17 protein-coding genes are annotated in these 18,915 nt (G+C 60.0%); 7 read left to right on the forward strand and 10 right to left on the reverse strand.

Going from position 1 to position 18,915, the window contains the following annotated elements:
- Window positions 1–119: 119 nt before the first annotated feature.
- Complete coding sequence (locus AC3IX1_RS27805; protein ID WP_046038993.1) at window positions 120–380, forward strand: accessory factor UbiK family protein; 261 nt, start codon at window positions 120–122, stop codon at window positions 378–380.
- 432 nt (window positions 381–812) lie between these two features.
- Window positions 813–1,331, forward strand: a complete 519-nt coding sequence (locus tag AC3IX1_RS27810; protein ID WP_489386545.1) for a BRO-N domain-containing protein — start codon at window positions 813–815, stop codon at window positions 1,329–1,331.
- Here the strand turns inward: AC3IX1_RS27810 and AC3IX1_RS27815 are convergent.
- Window positions 1,308–1,619: a HigA family addiction module antitoxin gene (locus AC3IX1_RS27815; RefSeq protein ID WP_489386546.1), complete on the reverse strand. Its 312-nt coding sequence runs from the start codon at window positions 1,617–1,619 to the stop codon at window positions 1,308–1,310. The two genes, AC3IX1_RS27810 and AC3IX1_RS27815, sit on opposite strands and share 24 nt — an antisense overlap.
- A gap of 436 nt (window positions 1,620–2,055) precedes the next feature.
- On the opposite strand from AC3IX1_RS27815, the gene AC3IX1_RS27820 reads away from it, so the two are divergent.
- Window positions 2,056–2,226 (forward strand): hypothetical protein, encoded by a 171-nt coding sequence (locus AC3IX1_RS27820; protein WP_191624900.1) that lies wholly within the window; start codon window positions 2,056–2,058, stop codon window positions 2,224–2,226.
- A gap of 172 nt (window positions 2,227–2,398) precedes the next feature.
- Complete coding sequence (locus tag AC3IX1_RS27825) at window positions 2,399–3,892, forward strand: YifB family Mg chelatase-like AAA ATPase (RefSeq protein ID WP_489386547.1); 1,494 nt, start codon at window positions 2,399–2,401, stop codon at window positions 3,890–3,892.
- A 6-nt stretch (window positions 3,893–3,898) separates the two neighbouring features.
- On the opposite strand, the gene AC3IX1_RS27830 is transcribed toward AC3IX1_RS27825, so the two are convergent.
- Both AC3IX1_RS27830 and AC3IX1_RS27835 read right to left on the reverse strand, forming a co-directional pair.
- Window positions 3,899–5,113 carry an aldose 1-epimerase family protein gene (locus AC3IX1_RS27830; RefSeq protein WP_489386548.1) on the reverse strand — a complete coding sequence of 405 codons (1,215 nt, stop codon included), beginning with the start codon at window positions 5,111–5,113 and terminating at the stop codon, window positions 3,899–3,901.
- Window positions 5,114–5,224: 111 nt separating this feature from the next.
- Window positions 5,225–6,145: a LysR substrate-binding domain-containing protein gene (locus tag AC3IX1_RS27835; protein WP_489386549.1), complete on the reverse strand. Its 921-nt coding sequence runs from the start codon at window positions 6,143–6,145 to the stop codon at window positions 5,225–5,227.
- Window positions 6,146–6,303: 158 nt separating this feature from the next.
- Between AC3IX1_RS27835 and AC3IX1_RS27840 the strand changes: the two genes are divergently transcribed.
- Window positions 6,304–7,701 (forward strand): NorM family multidrug efflux MATE transporter, encoded by a 1,398-nt coding sequence (locus tag AC3IX1_RS27840; RefSeq protein WP_489386550.1) that lies wholly within the window; start codon window positions 6,304–6,306, stop codon window positions 7,699–7,701.
- 134 nt (window positions 7,702–7,835) lie between these two features.
- On the opposite strand, the gene AC3IX1_RS27845 is transcribed toward AC3IX1_RS27840, so the two are convergent.
- Window positions 7,836–9,509: a putative bifunctional diguanylate cyclase/phosphodiesterase gene (locus AC3IX1_RS27845; RefSeq protein ID WP_489386551.1), complete on the reverse strand. Its 1,674-nt coding sequence runs from the start codon at window positions 9,507–9,509 to the stop codon at window positions 7,836–7,838.
- Between the two features lie 264 nt (window positions 9,510–9,773).
- Here AC3IX1_RS27845 and rep point away from each other — a divergent pair, with 264 nt between their 5' ends.
- Window positions 9,774–11,783, forward strand: coding sequence for a DNA helicase Rep (rep, locus tag AC3IX1_RS27850; protein WP_489386552.1), 2,010 nt, complete (start codon window positions 9,774–9,776; stop codon window positions 11,781–11,783).
- Between the two features lie 55 nt (window positions 11,784–11,838).
- A complete protein-coding gene (locus tag AC3IX1_RS27855) occupies window positions 11,839–12,411 on the forward strand; it encodes a xanthine phosphoribosyltransferase (protein ID WP_046038985.1) in 573 nt (190 codons plus the stop codon).
- A 130-nt stretch (window positions 12,412–12,541) separates the two neighbouring features.
- Here AC3IX1_RS27855 and AC3IX1_RS27860 read toward each other — a convergent pair whose 3' ends face one another.
- From AC3IX1_RS27860 to dadA, 6 genes are all read right to left on the reverse strand, one after another.
- Window positions 12,542–14,464, reverse strand: a complete 1,923-nt coding sequence (locus AC3IX1_RS27860; RefSeq protein ID WP_489386553.1) for an acetyl-CoA hydrolase/transferase C-terminal domain-containing protein — start codon at window positions 14,462–14,464, stop codon at window positions 12,542–12,544.
- 271 nt (window positions 14,465–14,735) lie between these two features.
- A complete protein-coding gene (locus AC3IX1_RS27865; protein WP_150815265.1) occupies window positions 14,736–15,158 on the reverse strand; it encodes a c-type cytochrome in 423 nt (140 codons plus the stop codon).
- Window positions 15,159–15,340: 182 nt separating this feature from the next.
- Complete coding sequence (locus tag AC3IX1_RS27870; protein WP_008023455.1) at window positions 15,341–15,889, reverse strand: cupin domain-containing protein; 549 nt, start codon at window positions 15,887–15,889, stop codon at window positions 15,341–15,343.
- A 127-nt stretch (window positions 15,890–16,016) separates the two neighbouring features.
- A complete protein-coding gene (gene alr / locus AC3IX1_RS27875; protein WP_489386554.1) occupies window positions 16,017–17,090 on the reverse strand; it encodes an alanine racemase in 1,074 nt (357 codons plus the stop codon).
- Between the two features lie 97 nt (window positions 17,091–17,187).
- Window positions 17,188–17,541 (reverse strand): RidA family protein, encoded by a 354-nt coding sequence (locus AC3IX1_RS27880; protein ID WP_477763032.1) that lies wholly within the window; start codon window positions 17,539–17,541, stop codon window positions 17,188–17,190.
- A complete protein-coding gene (gene dadA / locus AC3IX1_RS27885) occupies window positions 17,513–18,817 on the reverse strand; it encodes a D-amino acid dehydrogenase (protein WP_489386555.1) in 1,305 nt (434 codons plus the stop codon). The genes AC3IX1_RS27880 and dadA overlap by 29 nt, the downstream gene beginning before the upstream one ends.
- Window positions 18,818–18,915 lie beyond the last annotated feature (98 nt).

The following is an 18,915-nucleotide window of genomic DNA, read 5'->3' on the forward strand; positions in this document are numbered from 1 at the left end:
CACAACAACGGTGCGACAGCGTCCGTCCCCGTGCGCGAAAAGCGTGCACCCCTTGCCCGCGCAAATGACTATAGACACTGCGTGATACACTGCCCGTCATTGTTTCCAGGACATTGCCCATGCTTGCGCCAAAAGACTTCCTCGACGCCCTCACCGGCACCGCCTCCCGCCTCTTCAGCGGCGACACGCCACTGCCGAAAGCTGAAATCGAAAGCCAGTTCAAAATGTTGCTGCAGAGCGGCTTCAGCAAACTGGATCTGGTGAGTCGGGAAGAATTCGATAGCCAGATGGTTGTACTGGCGCGCACCCGGGCGCGGCTGGAGAGCCTTGAGGCGAAGGTGGCGGAGCTGGAAGCGAAGCTGAATCCACCGACCGAATAAATTCTGATGTGAAATGCAGTCCCCTTGTGAGAGTGAGCCTGCTCGCGATTGAAGGTCGGAACGACCTTGCGCTTCACCTGTAGGAGCTGCCGAAGGCTGCGATCTTTTGATCTTCAGCCCCGCAACAATCCCGGCAACATCCTACAAACATCACACCGCCGTCCGATTGCGTCGCAATGCCTCCGGTTTCTATGCTCATCCCCAGCTGAATGCTCAGCACCGGGTTTGGCGACCTGGAAAACCACAACGCATCGCGACCGCATTCGACCGAGAAATTTGCTCTCATCTCGAATTATGGCGGCTATGCGTGGGAGACCTTCGGGTCTGCCGGTTTGGTGCGTTACCGGTTCGCCAACCCCCGCATGGCTGCCACCCTCTTCGTTTGGCGACGATCAGAGGCAGTTTTCTTCATCGCACCTTGAGAACTGCACCATGAACGAAAACTATCTAATCCCTCACGTCTTCACCCGCCACAAACTCCACCTCCACGCCCTCCTAATACAAAACCAACCCTGGTTCAGCGCCCGCGACCTAGGCCGACTGCTACGCATCTACCTCAACGACCGCCAACTCCGAAAACTCGATCCCGACCAATACCAAACAGCCAAAACCCTCATCCACGGTCACATCGAAAACACCCTGCTGATCAGCGAATCCGGCGTCTACGCCTTGCTGGTCTATCACTACTGCCCCGAATACCGAGCCTTACGCGAATGGCTCACCCACGAAGTCGTTCCCGCCCTGCGAGATGCCCAATACCCCACTACAACCGAACGCCCGCAACTGAGCCTGCTCAACTGGCCGGAAATGTCGTTGAGCCTGCTGCACTGGAACAACCAGCCGTGGATTCGGTTGCAGGATGTGCCGCAGATGATGACAGAGCGGGAGCAGGCAAGACGCCCGGTAAAACCGTGGTGGAAGCGGGTTTCACTCGTCTTGCAGTCGCCTTGAATATTTAACGTTCAACCACGCTCGATCTGGACTGAGCGCAACTCGTAGGTAGAACTCGTAGGTCGATTGCAGATTCAGCCAGAAATCGGGTGTGGTGTTCAGGTGGATGGATAGCTCTCGCGCCAGACCAACACTGACACCGCTCCGCTGATTCATAACATCGCTTATTTCCGCCTCTGGCTCGTTCAGCGAGCGAGCCAGAGCATCGGTTGTAACGCCCAGTGGCTTCAAAAACTCCTCGCTGAGAATTTCGCCAGGATGAATCGGGCGCATCCCATTCCTGTTCATTCACGCCTCCTAAGGCTGCATTCAGCGAGATCATAAGCAGCAACCTTCATCCGGCAAGGCCATCCACGCTCTTTCACCGATGTCCTTCATCTTTCTCGGCAGGGTCCTACAAAAAGCGGCGCTCCGGCCTGATTTATCAGTCCTCACCCTTTTCTTTACGCTTTTCGCCTTGTTACTCGATAGACGCTAGCAATGAGAAGAAAAGGAAAAGGCACCGAACTTCGAAACCAGACTTACAAATCAGATGCACGAAAGCTCGCATATAAAATGTTCGTCAAGGACTGTAAATCTCGGGCTAGGAAACTCAACACCGAGGCGGTTAGGTTCGACCCAATAACTCCAGCTGCGATTACTGCCTGCCTCCCGTGGTTGGAAGCTGCACTCTTCCCATGGGAAAACGTGTCGAACTGGAAGTGCAAAGGCACAGGAGGTGTCCATGATTCACAGAAAGCGAAAAGCCAAGCTTTTACTCATCATTCAATATCATGCTGAAGCACTTCGGCTAGGCGGCAAGATTTCAGCCAATCAACAACGATTTCTTGATGTCGCTGCGGCTCACGGCAAAGACCTTGAACCTCCGGGCTTACTTGCCGGTAAAAGAGCCTGAAACTGTCTACCAAAGAACCGCCTGAATGGCGGTTTTTTCTGCCCGCCCGTCCGGCGATGGCTCGCAATATCCTGCGAAAATTCACCTTCATTCACGCCACGCGAAATGCTCATCTCCTGACTACCCTTGAAAAACCGCAGGAAGCGGCTCCCCGTAATTTCAAGGAACGACCATGTCCCTCTCCATCGTCCACAGCCGCGCCCAGGTCGGCGTGGAGGCGCCAGCCGTCACTGTTGAAGTCCATCTGGCCAATGGTTTGCCATCGCTGACCATGGTCGGCCTGCCCGAGGCGGCGGTAAAGGAAAGCAAGGATCGGGTGCGCAGTGCGATCATCAATTCGGGACTGCAATTTCCGGCGCGACGGATCACGCTGAATCTGGCGCCGGCGGATTTACCCAAGGATGGCGGGCGGTTCGATCTGGCGATTGCCCTGGGGATTCTCTCGGCCAGCGTGCAGGTGCCGACGTTGACACTGGATGACGTGGAGTGCCTGGGGGAGCTGGCGCTTTCCGGTGCAGTGCGGCCGGTCCGCGGGGTGCTGCCGGCGGCATTGGCGGCGCGCAAGGCCGGGCGCTGGTTGATGGTGCCGCAGGCGAATGCCGAGGAGGCTTGTCTGGCGTCGGGGTTGAAGGTCATTGCAGTGGACCATCTGCTGCAGGCAGTGGCACATTTCAATGGACACACACCCATCGAACCTTACGTTTCCAACGGGTTGCTCTACGCCAGCAAACCCTATCCTGATTTGAATGAAGTTCAGGGGCAAATGGCGGCCAAACGCGCGCTGCTGATTGCGGCAGCGGGTGCGCATAACCTGCTGTTCAGCGGGCCACCGGGTACAGGCAAGACGCTATTGGCGAGCCGATTGCCAGGGCTGCTGCCACCCCTGGCCGAGAGCGAAGCACTGGAAGTCGCAGCGATTCAATCCGTTGTCAGTTGTGTGCCACTGAGCCATTGGCCACAGCGCCCCTTCCGACAACCACACCATTCCGCCTCAGGACCGGCACTGGTGGGCGGTGGCTCGAAACCACAACCGGGCGAAATCACCCTCGCTCACCATGGCGTGCTGTTCCTCGATGAACTGCCGGAATTTGATCGCAAGGTATTGGAGGTACTGAGGGAGCCACTGGAATCCGGCCACATCGTGATTTCCCGCGCCAAGGACCGCGTACACTTTCCAGCACGCTTTCAACTGGTCGCTGCAATGAATCCCTGTCCCTGTGGATATCTTGGCGAGCCTAGCGGTCGTTGCTCCTGTACGCCGGACATGGTGCAGCGCTATCGCAACAAACTGTCGGGGCCGCTGCTGGATCGCATCGACCTGCACCTGACGGTTGCTCGGGAAGCCACGGCGTTGAATCCCGCGTTAAAACCCGGCGACGATACAGCCACCGCCGCCGAGCTGGTTGCCAATGCAAGAGAACGCCAACAAAAACGCCAGGGCTGTGCCAATGCATTCCTCGATTTACCGGGCCTGCGCAGGCACTGCAAGTTATCCACAGTTGACGAAACCTGGCTGGAAACGGCCTGTGAGCGACTGACCTTGTCGCTACGTGCAGCCCATCGACTGCTCAAGGTGGCTCGCACCTTGGCGGACCTTGAGCGAGCCGATGGCATCACCCGTGATCATTTGGCCGAGGCGCTGCAATACCGACCGACAACGCTTTAGTCGGCATCACCCCTTGGTCAGATCAACCAGCGGTGTCTGCCGCACCTCAGTCTCCCGCCCACCCTGAATCTCGTTCACCTGCTTCAACGCCTTATCCACAGCCGCCTTATCCGCCAGCAAGCTGTAGCTGATGCGGAACTGCTTGTGTTCCTTCGGCCCAATCGTCGGCACCAGCTTCAGTGGCCGCTGATACCGTCGGTTGTAGGAAAAGCTCGTTCCCGGCTCCAGCCCCGTGACGTAGCCCTGGCCTTGGGTATCGGTGTTTTTCCACAGGGAGAACACGGGCAGTGTTTGAGTGTTGAAACCGACCGAGACGCCCAGGCTGCCGGCCTTGTTATGCAGGACGGTCAATGTATCGCCCTTGGCATCGGCGTACGGCACTACGTTGTAAACCGTTTCGTCGTAGTCCTTGGTCGGTCCGCGATAGGTTTGCCAGTCCGGCAAATCGCTTTTGGCTTTATCGTTGAACGGCGACACCTGTTTCACCGGCGCAGCAAAGCGGGCGCCCTGCTCCAGGAATGGGGTGCTGAAGTTACTGTGATACAGCGCCTGGTATTCCTTCGGATAGTCGCCGTTGTTGGTCAGGGTGTCGTTGAGGGCGAACGCTACGCTGCCGGGCTCGGTAACCAGTTCGGTCGCGACCGAGAAGTCGACTTTCTTGAAAGCCTGCTCTTTCAGCTCGCCGCGCAGGCTGATGGCGTACGGCGGTTTTTCATCAATGTGCAGGGTGACTTTGTTGGCCGGGATATTGGCAGCGCGACCGTGCAGGGTCAGCAGTTCGCCGTTGTCGATGCCGGGGTGGCCGACCCATTCGTAGCCGCAGCGGGTGACCAGTTCATTGAAGCCTTCCAGCCAGCCCAGGCCACCACGGCCGTTGAGCTCGATGAAGGACGGATTGACCACTTCCTTGACTGGCGAATCCCAACCCATGCGCACGTTACCGACCGAGGCCTGCAGGACGTTCATGCCGCGAGTTGGAACTACCGAAAGTTTCATCGTGCCGTTATCGATGTCGACGATGCTGACGCCTTCCTGCCGACCGCCGTGCAAGGTGCGCAGGGTCACGCTGAAAGGTTTGTCGATTTTTACGCCGAGTTGCTGGCTGGTGATTTGCCAGTTCTGGGCGGCTTTGTCGGTGTCGAGCAGGACGTAATCCCATGCCAGGACTTGGGAGGCAGCGGACAGTGTGCTGAGGGCAACAAAGAGTTTGAGCGGGGTCATGGCAGCAGCCTTTCTTGGATTTGTGCCATTTTTATAGACATGAAGAAACGTTTCAGCAAACTTAAAAATCAAAAAAACGACGGAAAATGCAAGAGATAGTCGACAGTCGATTCAGCCTAGGCGTTCGACATCCGGTAATTCCATGGCCCGGACTTCGCCTTGCAGGAAATCGCTGAGTCGGCGCAAACGTTCACCTCCCGGGCGGGTTTTCGGCCAGACCAGGTAATAATTCTCACCACTGGCTACGGCTGTCGGCCACGGCAAACTCAGACGTCCCTGCGCGACATCCTCCGCCACCATCAGCAGATCGCCCATGGACACGCCATAACCCCGCGCGGCAGCGATCATCCCCAGTTCCAGGGTATCGAAAACCTGTCCACCCTTGAGCGACACCTGATCGGCCAGGCCCATGCGCTCCAGCCAGTTGCGCCAGTCGCGGCGGTCTGGCGTGGGGTGCAGCAACTCGGTGTTGGTCAGGCGCTCGACATCCCAGGGTTGGTCGCCCCGCAGGTTGGGCGCGCCGACCGGGATCAATTCCTCGGGGAACAGGTAACTCGCCTCCCAGTCCGGTGGGAAATGTCCATTGCTCAGCAACACCGCACAGTCGAACGGCTCGTCATTGAAATCCACCGAATCGACGTCCATCCACGCGCTGGTCAATTGCACCTCGTTGCCCGGCTGCAGATGACGGAAGCGACTGAGGCGCGCCAGCAACCAGCGCATGGTCAGGGTCGACGGTGCTTTCATGCGCAGGATGTCGTCCTCGGCACGCAAGGTATTGCAGGCGCGCTCCAGGGCGGTAAAGCCTTCGCGAATGCCCGGCAACAGCAGACGGGCCGACTCGGTCAGTTGCAGGTTGCGGCCACTGCGGTGAAACAAGCGGCAGGCAAAATGCTCTTCGAGCGTACGAATATGTCGGCTGACCGCGCTTTGGGTAATCGATAGCTCTTCGGCGGCGCGGGTAAACGAGCTGTGCCGCGCCGCCGCTTCGAATGCGCGCAGGGCATACAAGGGAGGAAGACGACGGGACATTGGGAAAGCTCCTACTGCTGGGTTCCCCCACCCTAGCAGAAACTCTCCAGCATGAGTTTGAATCATGCCACCCATCCTTTTTATCCCTTTGTGCAAACTGCGCAGAGCGCCGAGAATCGGTGCTTTCCTGTTCCCTTTGATAATCGAGCGTGATGACCATGCAACATCCAGCACGTACTGAACTCTTGGCCATCCTGCGGCTGGCGGGGCCGCTGATTGCCTCGCAGTTGGCGCACATGCTGATGGTCCTCACCGACACCCTGATGATGGCGCGCCTGAGTCCCGAGGCCCTGGCCGGTGGCGGGCTCGGCGCGGCGACCTATTCGTTCGTGTCGATTTTCTGCATCGGCGTGATCGCGGCGGTCGGCACACTGGTGGCGATCCGTCAGGGTGCCGGCGATATTGTCGGTGCCACTCGCCTGACCCAGGCCGGGCTGTGGTTGGCGTGGTTGATGGCGCTGGCCGCCGGTTTGCTGCTATGGAACCTCAAACCGATGCTGCTGCTGTTCGGCCAGACCGAAAGCAACGTCCAGATGGCCGGGCAGTTTTTGATCTTCCTGCCGTTCGCCCTACCCGGCTACCTGAGCTTCATGGCGCTGCGGGGGTTCACCAGTGCCATCGGCCGCGCAACACCGGTAATGGTGATCAGCGTGGGCGGGACGGTTGCCAACTTTTTGCTCAACTATGCGTTGATCACCGGCATGTTCGGCCTGCCGAAACTGGGGCTGATGGGCATCGGGCTGGTCACGGCGATTGTCGCCAACCTGATGGCGCTTGCGCTGGCGTGGCACATTCGTCGGCATCCGGCTTACGAGGCCTATCCGCTGCGTCAGGGTCTGTCGCGACTGAACCGCCAATACCTGAAGGAGCTGTGGCGCCTGGGCCTGCCAATCGGCGGCACCTACGCGGTGGAAGTCGGGCTGTTTGCCTTCGCCGCGCTGTGCATGGGCACCATGGGCAGCACTCAGTTGGGAGCGCACCAGATCGCCCTGCAAATCGTGTCGGTGGCGTTCATGGTCCCGGCGGGGATTTCTTATGCGATCACCATGCGCATCGGCCAGCACTACGGCGCCGGGCAATTGCTGGATGCGCGGCTGGCCGGTCGGGTCGGCATTGCGTTCGGGGCGGCGGCGATGCTGTGTTTCGCCATGGTCTTCTGGCTATTGCCAAACCAGTTGGTCGGCCTGTTCCTCGACCACAACGACCCGGCGTTTCGCGACGTCATCAATTTGGCCGTGAGCCTGTTGGCAGTGGCGGCATGGTTCGAGCTGTTCGACGGCGTGCAAACCATTGCCATGGGTTGCATTCGCGGACTCAAGGATGCCAAGACCACTTTCCTCGTCGGCCTGGGGTGCTACTGGCTGATTGGCGCACCGGCGGCGTGGTGGATGGCGTTCCACCTGGACTGGGGGCCAACGGGTGTCTGGTGGGGCCTGGCGCTGGGGCTGGCGTGTGCGGCGGTGAGCCTGACGCTGGGGTTTGAGTGGAAGATGAAGCGGATGATCAAGCGCGACACACCGTCGGAGCAGCGCTTCAAGGTCGCTCAGACTGACTGAGATCCCTTGTAGGAGCGAGCTTGCTCGCGATAAACCCGAGAACGCCGCGGGGCACCTGCCAACCAGCGTTATCGTTGACGACCATCGCGAGCGAGCTCGCTCCTACAGGTTCCGAGGCAACCAATCATTCGAGATCAGCTCACGATTTCCAGCGCCGGCTGTTCGCCGGAGCCAAACATCAGATATTCCACCAACTCGTCCAGCGGCAAAGGCTTGCTGATCAAATACCCCTGCACCTGATCGCATTCAAACCCGCGCAGCAGATCCAGTTGCTCCGGCGTTTCCACACCTTCGGCGACCACCTCAAGGTTGAGGTTGTGCGCCAGATTGATCATCGCGTGGACCAGCTTGCGGTTTTCTTCGCGCTGTTCCATGCCGCCGACAAAGCTCTTGTCGATCTTCAGCAAGGTGATCGGCAGGCTGTTGAGGTGCACGAACGACGAGAACCCGGTGCCGAAGTCGTCCAGGGAGAAGCGCACACCGAGGCGCCCGAGAGCGTCCATGGTCTGCTTGACCAGATCACTGCGGCGCATCACGGCGGTTTCAGTCAGTTCGAATTCCAGCCACTGCGCTTCAACGCCGCGCTCGGCAATCAGGCGACTCAGGGTCGAGAGCAACTGGCTGTCCTGGAACTGCCGGAACGACAGGTTGATCGCCATGTGCAACGGCGGCAAACCCAGCTCGAGCAGCGCCTGCATGTCGCGCAAGGCCCGGGAAATCACCCAGTAACCCAGCGGCACAATCAGACCGCTTTGCTCGGCCAGCGGCACGAATTCGCTCGGTGGCAGCAAGCCGCGCTCGGCATGCCGCCAGCGCACTAAAGCTTCGAGGCCGACGATCTGCCCGTCTTCGAGGTTCAGCCGTGGCTGGTAATGCAGCTCCAGCTCATCGCGACGCAGTGCCCGGCGCAGCTCGGTTTCGAGGTCGGCGATGCTGCGGGCATTGCGGTTGATGCGCTCGTTGAAAATGTGAAAGGTGCAGCCTTGGGTGCTTTTGGCCTGCTGCATGGCGATGTGCGCGTGCCACATCAGCGGGTCCGCACCGGTCTGGGCCCGGGCGTAGGCGATGCCCAGGCTGGAGCCGATCAACAGGCTTTCGCCATCGACCCAATATGGCTCGGCCAGCGCTTCGCTGATGCGCTCGGCCATCCACTCGGCACGCTGGGGAGCGCGACGGGTATCGATCAGCAGAGCGAATTCATCGCTGCCCAGACGTGCCAGTTGATCGCCGGCCTCGAGCTGGCTCTTGAGCCGCGCCACCACTTGCAGGATCAGGCGGTCACCGGCCTGATGGCCGAGGGCGTCGTTGGCATAACGAAAGTTGTCGAGGTCGAGATGACCGAGGGCCAGACCGCGACCGTCGTTTTCTGCCAGTCGCGCCGTCAACAGGGTCTGGAAGCCCTGGCGGTTGGCGATGCCGGTCAGCGGATCTTGCTCGGCCAGGCGTTGCAGGGTGTTTTCCAGGACGCCGCGTTCGCGCACATGGCGCAGGCAACGGCGCAACATGCCGGAATCGAGCAGATCGCGCACCAGCCAGTCACTCACGCCGTCGGGCGGGGTCAGCGGCTCATGGTCGAGCAACAGCACCGTCGGCAGGCTGCAACGGCCCGGCGCCGGTTGAAGTTGCGGGATGGTCAATAACACCGCGCTGCGGTTGTCATCGAACAGGCTGCTGACCGACTCCCAACTCGGCGCGCTGATGAGCACGGCCGAGCTCCCCATAGGAGCCAGACACTCGCGCAACAACGCTGCCCACGCTGGCTCTTCGGCCAGTAGCAGCAAACGCAAGGGTTCGACAGGCGTAGACAAGCTAGCTCCCTAGACTCTGCAAAGATGTAGGCGACGGGCATTATGCCGTTCCGATAACTAATGACAATGACATCAGTGAGCAAAACGAGCCCTTTGTATCCGGAATTACGAACATTAGCCGCAAATTCGTTGCGCATCCTGCGTGAAAGTAACAAACCCGGCAATTACAGATAGCGTGGTACGTCACAAGTCGGACAGAGCAGCACAATTCGCTGAGCCTGTTAAAATGCCGGCCCATTTTGTGACTGACTCCTGAATTTACGTATGTCCCGACTCAATCCCCGGCAGCAAGAAGCCGTGAGCTACGTCGGCGGCCCTCTTTTGGTGCTCGCCGGCGCTGGCTCCGGCAAGACCAGCGTGATCACGCGCAAAATCGCGCACCTGATCCAGAACTGTGGCATCCGCGCCCAGTACATCGTCGCCATGACCTTTACCAACAAGGCTGCCCGCGAAATGAAGGAACGGGTCGGCACCCTGCTGCGTGCCGGTGAAGGTCGCGGGCTGACGGTCTGCACGTTCCACAACCTGGGCCTGAACATCATCCGCAAGGAGCACGTGCGGCTGGGCTACAAGCCGGGCTTCTCGATCTTCGACGAGACCGACGTCAAGGCCCTGATGACCGACATCATGCAGAAGGAATACTCGGGCGACGACGGCGTCGACGAGATCAAGAACATGATCGGTGCCTGGAAAAACGACCTGATCCTGCCGGCCCAGGCCCTGGAAAACGCGCGCAACCCCAAGGAACAGACTGCCGCCATCGTCTACACCCACTACCAACGCACGCTCAAGGCGTTCAATGCGGTGGACTTCGACGACCTGATCCTGCTGCCGGTGAAGCTGTTCGAAGAGCACGCCGACATCCTGGAAAAGTGGCAGAACAAAGTCCGTTACCTGCTGGTCGACGAATACCAGGACACCAACGCCAGCCAGTACCTGCTGGTGAAAATGCTCATCGGCAAGCGTAACCAGTTCACCGTGGTGGGCGATGACGACCAGTCGATCTACGCCTGGCGTGGTGCCCGCCCGGAAAACCTGATGCTGCTCAAGGAAGACTACCCGTCCTTGAAAGTGGTGATGCTGGAGCAGAACTACCGCTCCACCAGCCGCATCCTGCGCTGCGCAAACGTACTGATCTCGAACAACCCCCACGAGTTCGAAAAGCAGTTGTGGAGTGAAATGGGCCACGGCGACGAGATCCGCGTGATCCGTTGCCGCAACGAGGACACCGAGGCCGAGCGCGTGGCCATGGAAATCCTAAGCCTGCACTTGCGCACCGACCGCCCGTACAGCGACTTCGCGATCCTGTATCGCGGCAACTACCAGGCCAAGCTGATCGAACTGAAGTTGCAGCATCACCAGGTGCCGTATCGCCTGTCCGGCGGCAACAGCTTTTTCGGACGTCAGGAAGTGAAAGACCTGATGGCTTACTTCCGCCTGATCGTGAACCCGGACGACGACAACGCGTTCCTGCGGGTGATCAACGTGCCGCGCCGCGAGATCGGCTCGACCACGCTGGAGAAGCTGGGCAACTACGCCACCGAGCGCAAGATCTCGATGTACGCCGCCACCGACGAGATGGGTTTGGGCGAGCATCTGGATAGCCGCTTCACCGATCGCCTGTCGCGCTTCAAGCGCTTCATGGACAGGGTGCGCGAGCAGTGCGCCGGCGAAGACCCGATCTCGGCCCTGCGCAGCATGGTCATGGACATCGACTACGAGAACTGGCTGCGCACCAACAGTTCCAGCGACAAGGCCGCCGACTACCGCATGGGTAACGTCTGGTTCCTGATCGAGGCGCTGAAGAACACCCTGGAAAAAGACGAAGAAGGCGAAATGACCGTCGAGGACGCCATCGGCAAACTCGTCCTGCGCGACATGCTCGAGCGCCAGCAGGAAGAGGAAGACGGTGCCGAAGGCGTGCAGATGATGACCTTGCATGCGTCCAAGGGACTGGAATTCCCCTACGTGTTCATCATGGGCATGGAGGAGGAAATCCTCCCGCACCGTTCCAGCATCGAAGCCGACACCATCGAGGAAGAACGTCGCCTGGCCTACGTGGGCATTACCCGCGCGCGCCAGACCCTGGCCTTCACCTTCGCCGCCAAACGCAAGCAGTACGGCGAGATCATCGATTGCGCACCGAGCCGCTTCCTCGATGAGTTGCCGCCGGACGATCTGGCCTGGGAAGGCAACGACGACACACCGACCGAAGTCAAAGCCGTGCGAGGCAACAACGCATTGGCGGATATACGCGCGATGTTAAAGCGCTAGAATTGACCACTTTTATATGACCTTCGGCGCACAGGCGCCAAAAGAGGACAGCTTCATGGAAGCACTGCACAAGAAAATTCGCGAAGAAGGCATCGTGCTTTCCGACCAGGTCCTGAAGGTCGACGCCTTTCTGAACCACCAGATCGACCCGGCCCTGATGAAGCTGATCGGCGACGAATTCGCCACGCTGTTCAAGGACTCGGGCATCACCAAAATCGTCACCATCGAAGCCTCGGGCATCGCCCCGGCGATCATGACCGGTCTGAACCTGGGTGTGCCGGTGATTTTCGCCCGCAAGCACCAGTCCCTGACCCTGACCGAAAACCTGTTGTCGGCGACCGTGTACTCGTTCACCAAGCAGACCGAAAGCACCGTGGCCATCTCCCCGCGCCACCTGACCAGCAGCGACCGCGTGCTGATCATCGATGACTTCCTGGCCAACGGTAAGGCGTCCCAGGCACTGATTTCGATCATCAAGCAGGCTGGCGCCACCGTGGCGGGCCTGGGCATCGTGATCGAGAAGTCGTTCCAGGGCGGCCGTGCGGAACTGGACTCGCAGGGTTATCGCGTTGAGTCGCTGGCGCGTGTGAAGTCACTGGCCGATGGTGTCGTGACCTTTATCGAGTAAGCCAGGACACAGTAATACCCCTGTAGGAGCGAGCCTGCTCGCGATTGCATAGTGTCAGCCAACATAGTCATTGGCTGATACACCGCTATCGCGAGCAGGCTCACTCCTACAGTTGTTTTTGGGCGAGTTGTTATTGCGCAGTGGCCTTGAGGCCGGTGAGCAGCAACCGCTGATACAAATCCTCCTTCATCCCCTCCGGCTTGGCCAACTGCATGCGCTCCAGATGCTCAGGAAACGACGCAGGCTCCGGCGCATCCAGCGCCGCCTTGCCCAATTCCAGCACCTCGCTCAGCTTGAACTTGCTCTTGAGCCAGTTCAGTGCCCGCAACAGATCACGCTCGACCTCGGTGAAATCACAGCCCAGCGGATACTCCGGAAACTGCTGCGGATGCCGCGCCTGAATCTCCTGCAAACGCTGCGGACTGTTATCGGTAAAGCGCGAATCGAGACGGAAGTCCTTGGGCAGTTTGCCGACTTTCTGCGCCTGCTCGATCAACCCCGGCTGAAAACGCGAGTCGCTGATGTTGAGTAAGGCCTCGATCACCGCCGCATCGGTTTTGCCGCGAAGATCGGCGATGCCATATTCGGTGACCACGATGTCCCGCAAGTGCCGGGGAATCGTGCAGTGACCATACTCCCAGACGATGTTCGAGCTGACGTCGCCGCCGGACTCGCGCCAACTGCGCAGCAGCAACACCGAGCGCGCGCCTGCCAGCGCATGCCCCTGCACCACGAAGTTGTACTGCCCGCCTACGCCGCTGAGCACACGCCCGTCTTCGAGCTGATCCGCCACCGCGGCACCGAGCAAGGTCACGGTAAACGCCGTGTTAATGAAGCGCGCATCCAGGCGCTGCAAGCGCTTGAGCTCTTCCTGGCCATAGAGCTCGTTGATGTAGCTGATGCGGGTCATGTTGAATTCGAGCCGCTTGTTTTGTGGCAATTCGCGCAAGCGCTCGTAGAAGCTGCGCGGGCCGAGGAAGAAGCCGCCGTGCACCGAGATGCCATCGGTTTGCGCCGTCTCGTCGAGGGTGCCGGCATTCGCCTGCTGCTGGGTCGCCACGTCCGGGTAGACCTTGCGCCGCACAATCCCGGCATCGGCCAGCACCAGCAAGCCGTTGACGAACATTTCGCTGCAGCCATACAGGCCTTTGGCGAAGGGCTCGATGCCGCCTTCGCGCTCGATCAGTTGCGCCCAGTGACTGAGGTTTACGTCTGCCAGCAAAGCCCTGTATCCGTCGTTGTCGGCTTGCCGCGCCAGCAGCGCCGCCGTCAGCGCATCGCCCATGGAGCCAATGCCGATCTGCAAGGTGCCGCCGTCACGCACCAGGGTACTGGCGTGCAGGCCGATGAAATGGTCCTGAACCCCCACTGGCATGTTCGGTGTGGAAAACAGCGTGGTGTTGTCTTTCTGGTCGATCAGCAGATCGAAGGCATCGATGCCGAGTTCCGCATCGCCGGGCATGTAAGGCAGATCGTTGTGCACCTGGCCGACCATCAGTATGGTTTCTCCGGTGGCGCGGCGCTTGGCGATCATCGGCAACAGGTCGAGGGTGATGTCCGGGTTGCAGCTGAGGCTCAAGCGGTCGGGATACTCGGCATGGCTGGCCACCAGTTGCGCCACCAGATTCAATCCGGCTGCGTTGATGTCTCGCGCCGCGTGGCTGTAGTTGCTGCTGACGTAATTCTGCTGGGCTGTCGGGCTGCTGAGCAGGCTACCGGGCTGCATGAAGAACTGCTGGATGTGGATGTTGCCCGGCAGACTATCGCGGCGCAGGTCGGCAAGAAACTCCAGCTCCGGATAATCGCCGAACACCCTTTCGACAAAGGGTTCGAGAAAGCGCTTTTGCAAACCATCGCCCAAGGGCGGGCGGCCCAGACACAACGCGGTGTAGATCGTCAGCCGTCGCTCGGGCGACTGTGCGATTCGTCGATACAGCGCGTTGACGAAGTGATTGGGTTTACCCAACCCCAGAGGCAGGCCCATGTGGATATGCGCCGGCAATCTCGCCAACACGTCATCGACCGCTTGCTCGATTGAACACAGCTGCACCATCAGGTCCTCCCTTACATTCCATGACGTGGGGTTGGACCGAGCTTGCCGGGGATTCGCTGCAATGAACAGCCCGTTAATGCCAATCGGCTGCCACAAAAACCTTGTAGGAGCGAGCTCGCTCGCGAAGAACCTGAGAGCATCGCGGGGTGCCAGGTTTCCAGCGTTATCGTTGACGACCATCGCGAGCGAGCTCGCTCCTACAAGGGTCAGCGCGGAATTGCAGGCACAAAAAAACCGTCCTGGGACGGTTTTTTGCGAACGATGCGGCGCCTTATTTCAGGCCGGACATCTTCTGGATGGCGCCTTTGAGCTCGGCGTCTGCACAATCGGCGCAGGTGCCTTTTGGCGGCATCGCGTTGATGCCGGAGATCGCCTTGGCGAGCAAGCCGTCAACACCACCTTCTTTCTTGGCACGCTCGCCCCAAGCGGCGGCATCACCGATTTTCGGCGCGCCCAACAGGCCTGAACCGTGGCAAGCGTTGCAATGTTTTGCAATCACTTCATCCGGGGTTTTCGCTCCACCACCGCCGCCAGCGGAAGCGGCCACTTCCATGCCCTTGCACTCTTTACCCTGAACACAAACCTGGCCAACTGGCTCAAGGCGTTTGGCAATATCGTCGTTGGTCGCAGCCTGAGCGCTGACACTGACAGCCCATAGGGCCAATACGGTTGCTGGTGCAGCCAGCATTTTCATAATTAGGTTCACGCGTTCACCCTCAATGGTGGCTAGTCACGCCTACGGCCACGGTTCGCAGGCGGGCGCAAGTATAGCGGTAAGCCCGTCGCACTGAAACAACCCCAAAGTCGGAGGGGTCTTAGGCCGCGACAGAAAAACTGCCCGGACGCCTCTGCGATGCTGGCAGGACGCCTCTTTTCTTAGAAATTCGCCGGCGTGGCTGCGCTGATTAGTCGCGCCGGCACATCGAACGGATTACGGAAACGGTGTGGCTTGGTACTTTCAAAGTAGTAGCTATCGCCGGCTTCGAGGACAAAAGTTTCGAGACCGACCACCAGTTCCAGTTTTCCTTCGACCAGGATGCCGGTTTCCTCGCCCTCATGGGTGAGCATCTCGTCACCGGTGTCGGCGCCTGGCGGATAGATTTCATTGAGGAATGCGATCGCCCGGCTCGGGTGCGCCCGACCGACCAGTTTCATGGTCACGGCGCCATCGGAAATATCGATCAGCTCGTTGGCCTTGTAGACGATCTGGGTCGGTTTTTCCTGCAGGATTTCTTCGGAAAAGAACTCGACCATGGACATGGGAATTCCGCCCAGCACTTTGCGCAGCGAACTGATCGAGGGGCTCACGCTGTTCTTCTCGATCATCGAAATCGTGCTGTTGGTGACCCCCGCCCGTTTGGCGAGCTCACGCTGGGAAAGGCCTTTGAGCCTACGGATGGATTGCAGTCGTTCACCGACGTCCAAAGCTTGCGCCTCCAGGATTCAGATTGTTGGAATAGTGAGCGTTATCATGGCGACAGCGTTCAGTATTTACAACACCTTGACCTGAATCCTGCTCAGCGAGGCGACTTCCGGTCTGGAGCCCGGCTCACTAAGCCCCGGAATAGAGCAGTGGCACTCGGCGCAGGTTGCAGAAGATCTGGTAAGGAATGGTGCCGGCAGCCATGGCCACATCACTGGCGAGGATGTTTTTGCCCCACAATTCGACGGTCGAACCGAGGCCGGCCTGCGGCACATCGGTCAGGTCGATGCAGAGCATGTCCATCGATACCCGGCCGATCAACTGGCTGCGCTGCCCGGCAACCAGCACGGGCGTGCCGGTCGGAGCCAGACGCGGGTAGCCGTCGGCGTAACCCATGGCCACGACGCCAATGCGCATCGGTTTAGGGGTGATGAATTTGGCGCCGTAACCGACAGGTTCGCCGGCCGGCAATTCACGCACGCTGATCACTTTCGATTCCAGGGTCATGACCGGTTGCAGACGCGATGCCACTTCGTTGGCTTCTTCGAAGGGTGTGGCGCCATAGAGCATGATGCCCGGGCGCACCCAATCGCTCGGAATCTGCGGCCAACCGAGCACCGCCGGCGAGTTGCGCAGGCTGACCTCGGCGGACAAGCCCTTGCGCGCCGCTTCAAATACCGCCACCTGATCGGCGCTGGCTTGTTCGTGCAGCTCGTCGGCACGCGCAAAGTGACTCATCAGCACCACTTTCGCGACTTTACCGCTGACCAACAGCCGTTGATAGGCGGCCTGATAATCCACCGGGTGCAGACCCACGCGGTGCATGCCCGAGTCGAGCTTGAGCCACACGGTGATCGGTTTGCTCAACGCCGCTTTCTCGATGGCTTCGAGCTGCCACAGCGAATGCACCACGCACCAGAAATCATGCTCGACGATCAGCGACAACTCGTCGGCCTCGAAAAAACCTTCCAACAGCAAGATCGGCGCGCGAATGCCCGCCGCCCGCAGTTCCAGAGCCTCTTCGATACAAGCCACGGCAAACCCGTCCGCCTCGGCTTCCAGCGCCTGGGCGCAACGCACCGCGCCATGGCCATAGGCATCGGCCTTGATCACCGCGAGGGCCTTGGCCCCCGTGAGTTCACGGGCGATTCGGTAGTTGTTGCGCAGGGCTTGAAGGTCGATCAGGGCACGGGCAGGACGCATGGCGGCAGACTTCTGGTCGGGTTATCGGGAAGAAAAACCGGCGCTGACTGGTGGCGTAAACCGCCAGCAGCACCGGGAGAGGGATCTGTCTGAAAGCTTATGGCAGAGCGGCGACAACCGACAGCTCGACCAGGATTTGCGGTTCGCACAGTTTCGATTCAACGGTGGCACGAGCCGGGGCGACGCCTTTTGGCAGCCACTTGTCCCACACCGCGTTCATGCCTTCGAAATGCGCGTCGATGTCTTTCAGGTAAATCGTCACCGACAGCAGATTGTGCTTGTCGGTGCCGGCCAGATCGAGCAACCGCTCGATGTTGGCCAGGGTTTCACGGGTCTGCTGTTCAATCCCGGCGTTCATGTCATCGCCGACCTGTCCGGCCAGGTACACCGTGCCGTTATGGGTGACGATCTGACTCATGCGCTCATTGGTGAGCTGGCGCTGGACTGACATGCTTTGCAGACTCCTGGGTTTTTTTGCCATAACGGGAAATATCGAGGCCTTCGGCGCTGATCTGCGGCTTTCTCTTCGCCATCAGGTCCGCCAGCAGGCGACCGGAGCCACAGGCCATGGTCCAGCCGAGCGTGCCGTGACCGGTGTTCAGGAACAGGTTCTTGAACGGGGTGGCGCCAACGATCGGCGTGCCATCCGGCGTAGTCGGACGCAGACCGGTCCAGAAATCGGCCTGGGCCAGATCGCCGCCCTGAGGATAAAGGTCGTTGACGATCATCTCCAGGGTTTCGCGGCGACGCGGATTCAGCGACAGGTCAAAACCGGCAATTTCAGCCATACCGCCAACGCGGATGCGGTTGTCGAAACGGGTGATCGCGACCTTGTAGGTCTCGTCGAGAATGGTCGAAGTCGGCGCCATCGCCGGGTTGGTGATCGGCACGGTCAGGGAGTAGCCCTTGAGCGGGTACACCGGCGCCTTGATCCCCAGCGGCTTGAGCAGTTGCGGCGAGTAGCTGCCGAGGGCCAGCACGTAGCGGTCGGCGGTTTCCAGCTTGCCGTCGATCCACACGCCGTTGATGCGATCACCGGCGAAGTCGAGGCGCTGGATGTCCTGACCGAAACGGAACTGCACACCGAGGTTCGCGGCCATCTCGGCGAGCTTGGTGGTGAACATCTGGCAGTCGCCAGTCTGGTCGTTCGGCAGGCGCAGGGCACCGGCGAGGATATCGGTGACGCTGGCCAAGGCCGGCTCAACGCGGGCGATGCCTTCGCGGTCGAGCAGCTCGAACGGCACGCCGGATTCTTTCAGCACGGCGATGTCTTTCGCGGCGCCGTCCAGTTGAGCCTGGGTGCGGAACAGTTGGGTCGTACCAAGGCTGCGGCCTTCGTAGGCGATGCCAGTTTCGGCCCGCAGTTCGTCGAGGCAGTCACGGCTGTACTCGGACAGACGGACCATGCGCTCCTTGTTCACCGCGTAACGGCTGGCGGTGCAGTTGCGCAGCATCTGCGCCATCCACAGGTACTGGTCGATGTCGGCGGTGGCCTTGATGGCCAGGGGCGCGTGGCGCTGCAGCAGCCACTTGATGGCCTTGAGCGGCACGCCCGGCGCGGCCCACGGCGAGGCATAACCCGGCGAGACCTGCCCGGCGTTGGCGAAACTGGTCTCCATGGCGGCAGCTGGCTGCCGGTCCACAACCACCACTTCAAACCCGGCACGGGCCAGATAGTAAGCACTGGTGGTACCGATGACGCCGCTACCCAAGACCATGACGCGCATTTTCATATCCCTCATCGCGGCTAACCGCTGACGTTTGTTATTCAGAGCTTTAGATGCGCGCAGTGTAAAAAAGATTAGCCAGTGCTTTTCACTATATA

The organism is Pseudomonas sp. KH_046_2, from assembly GCF_057838985.1.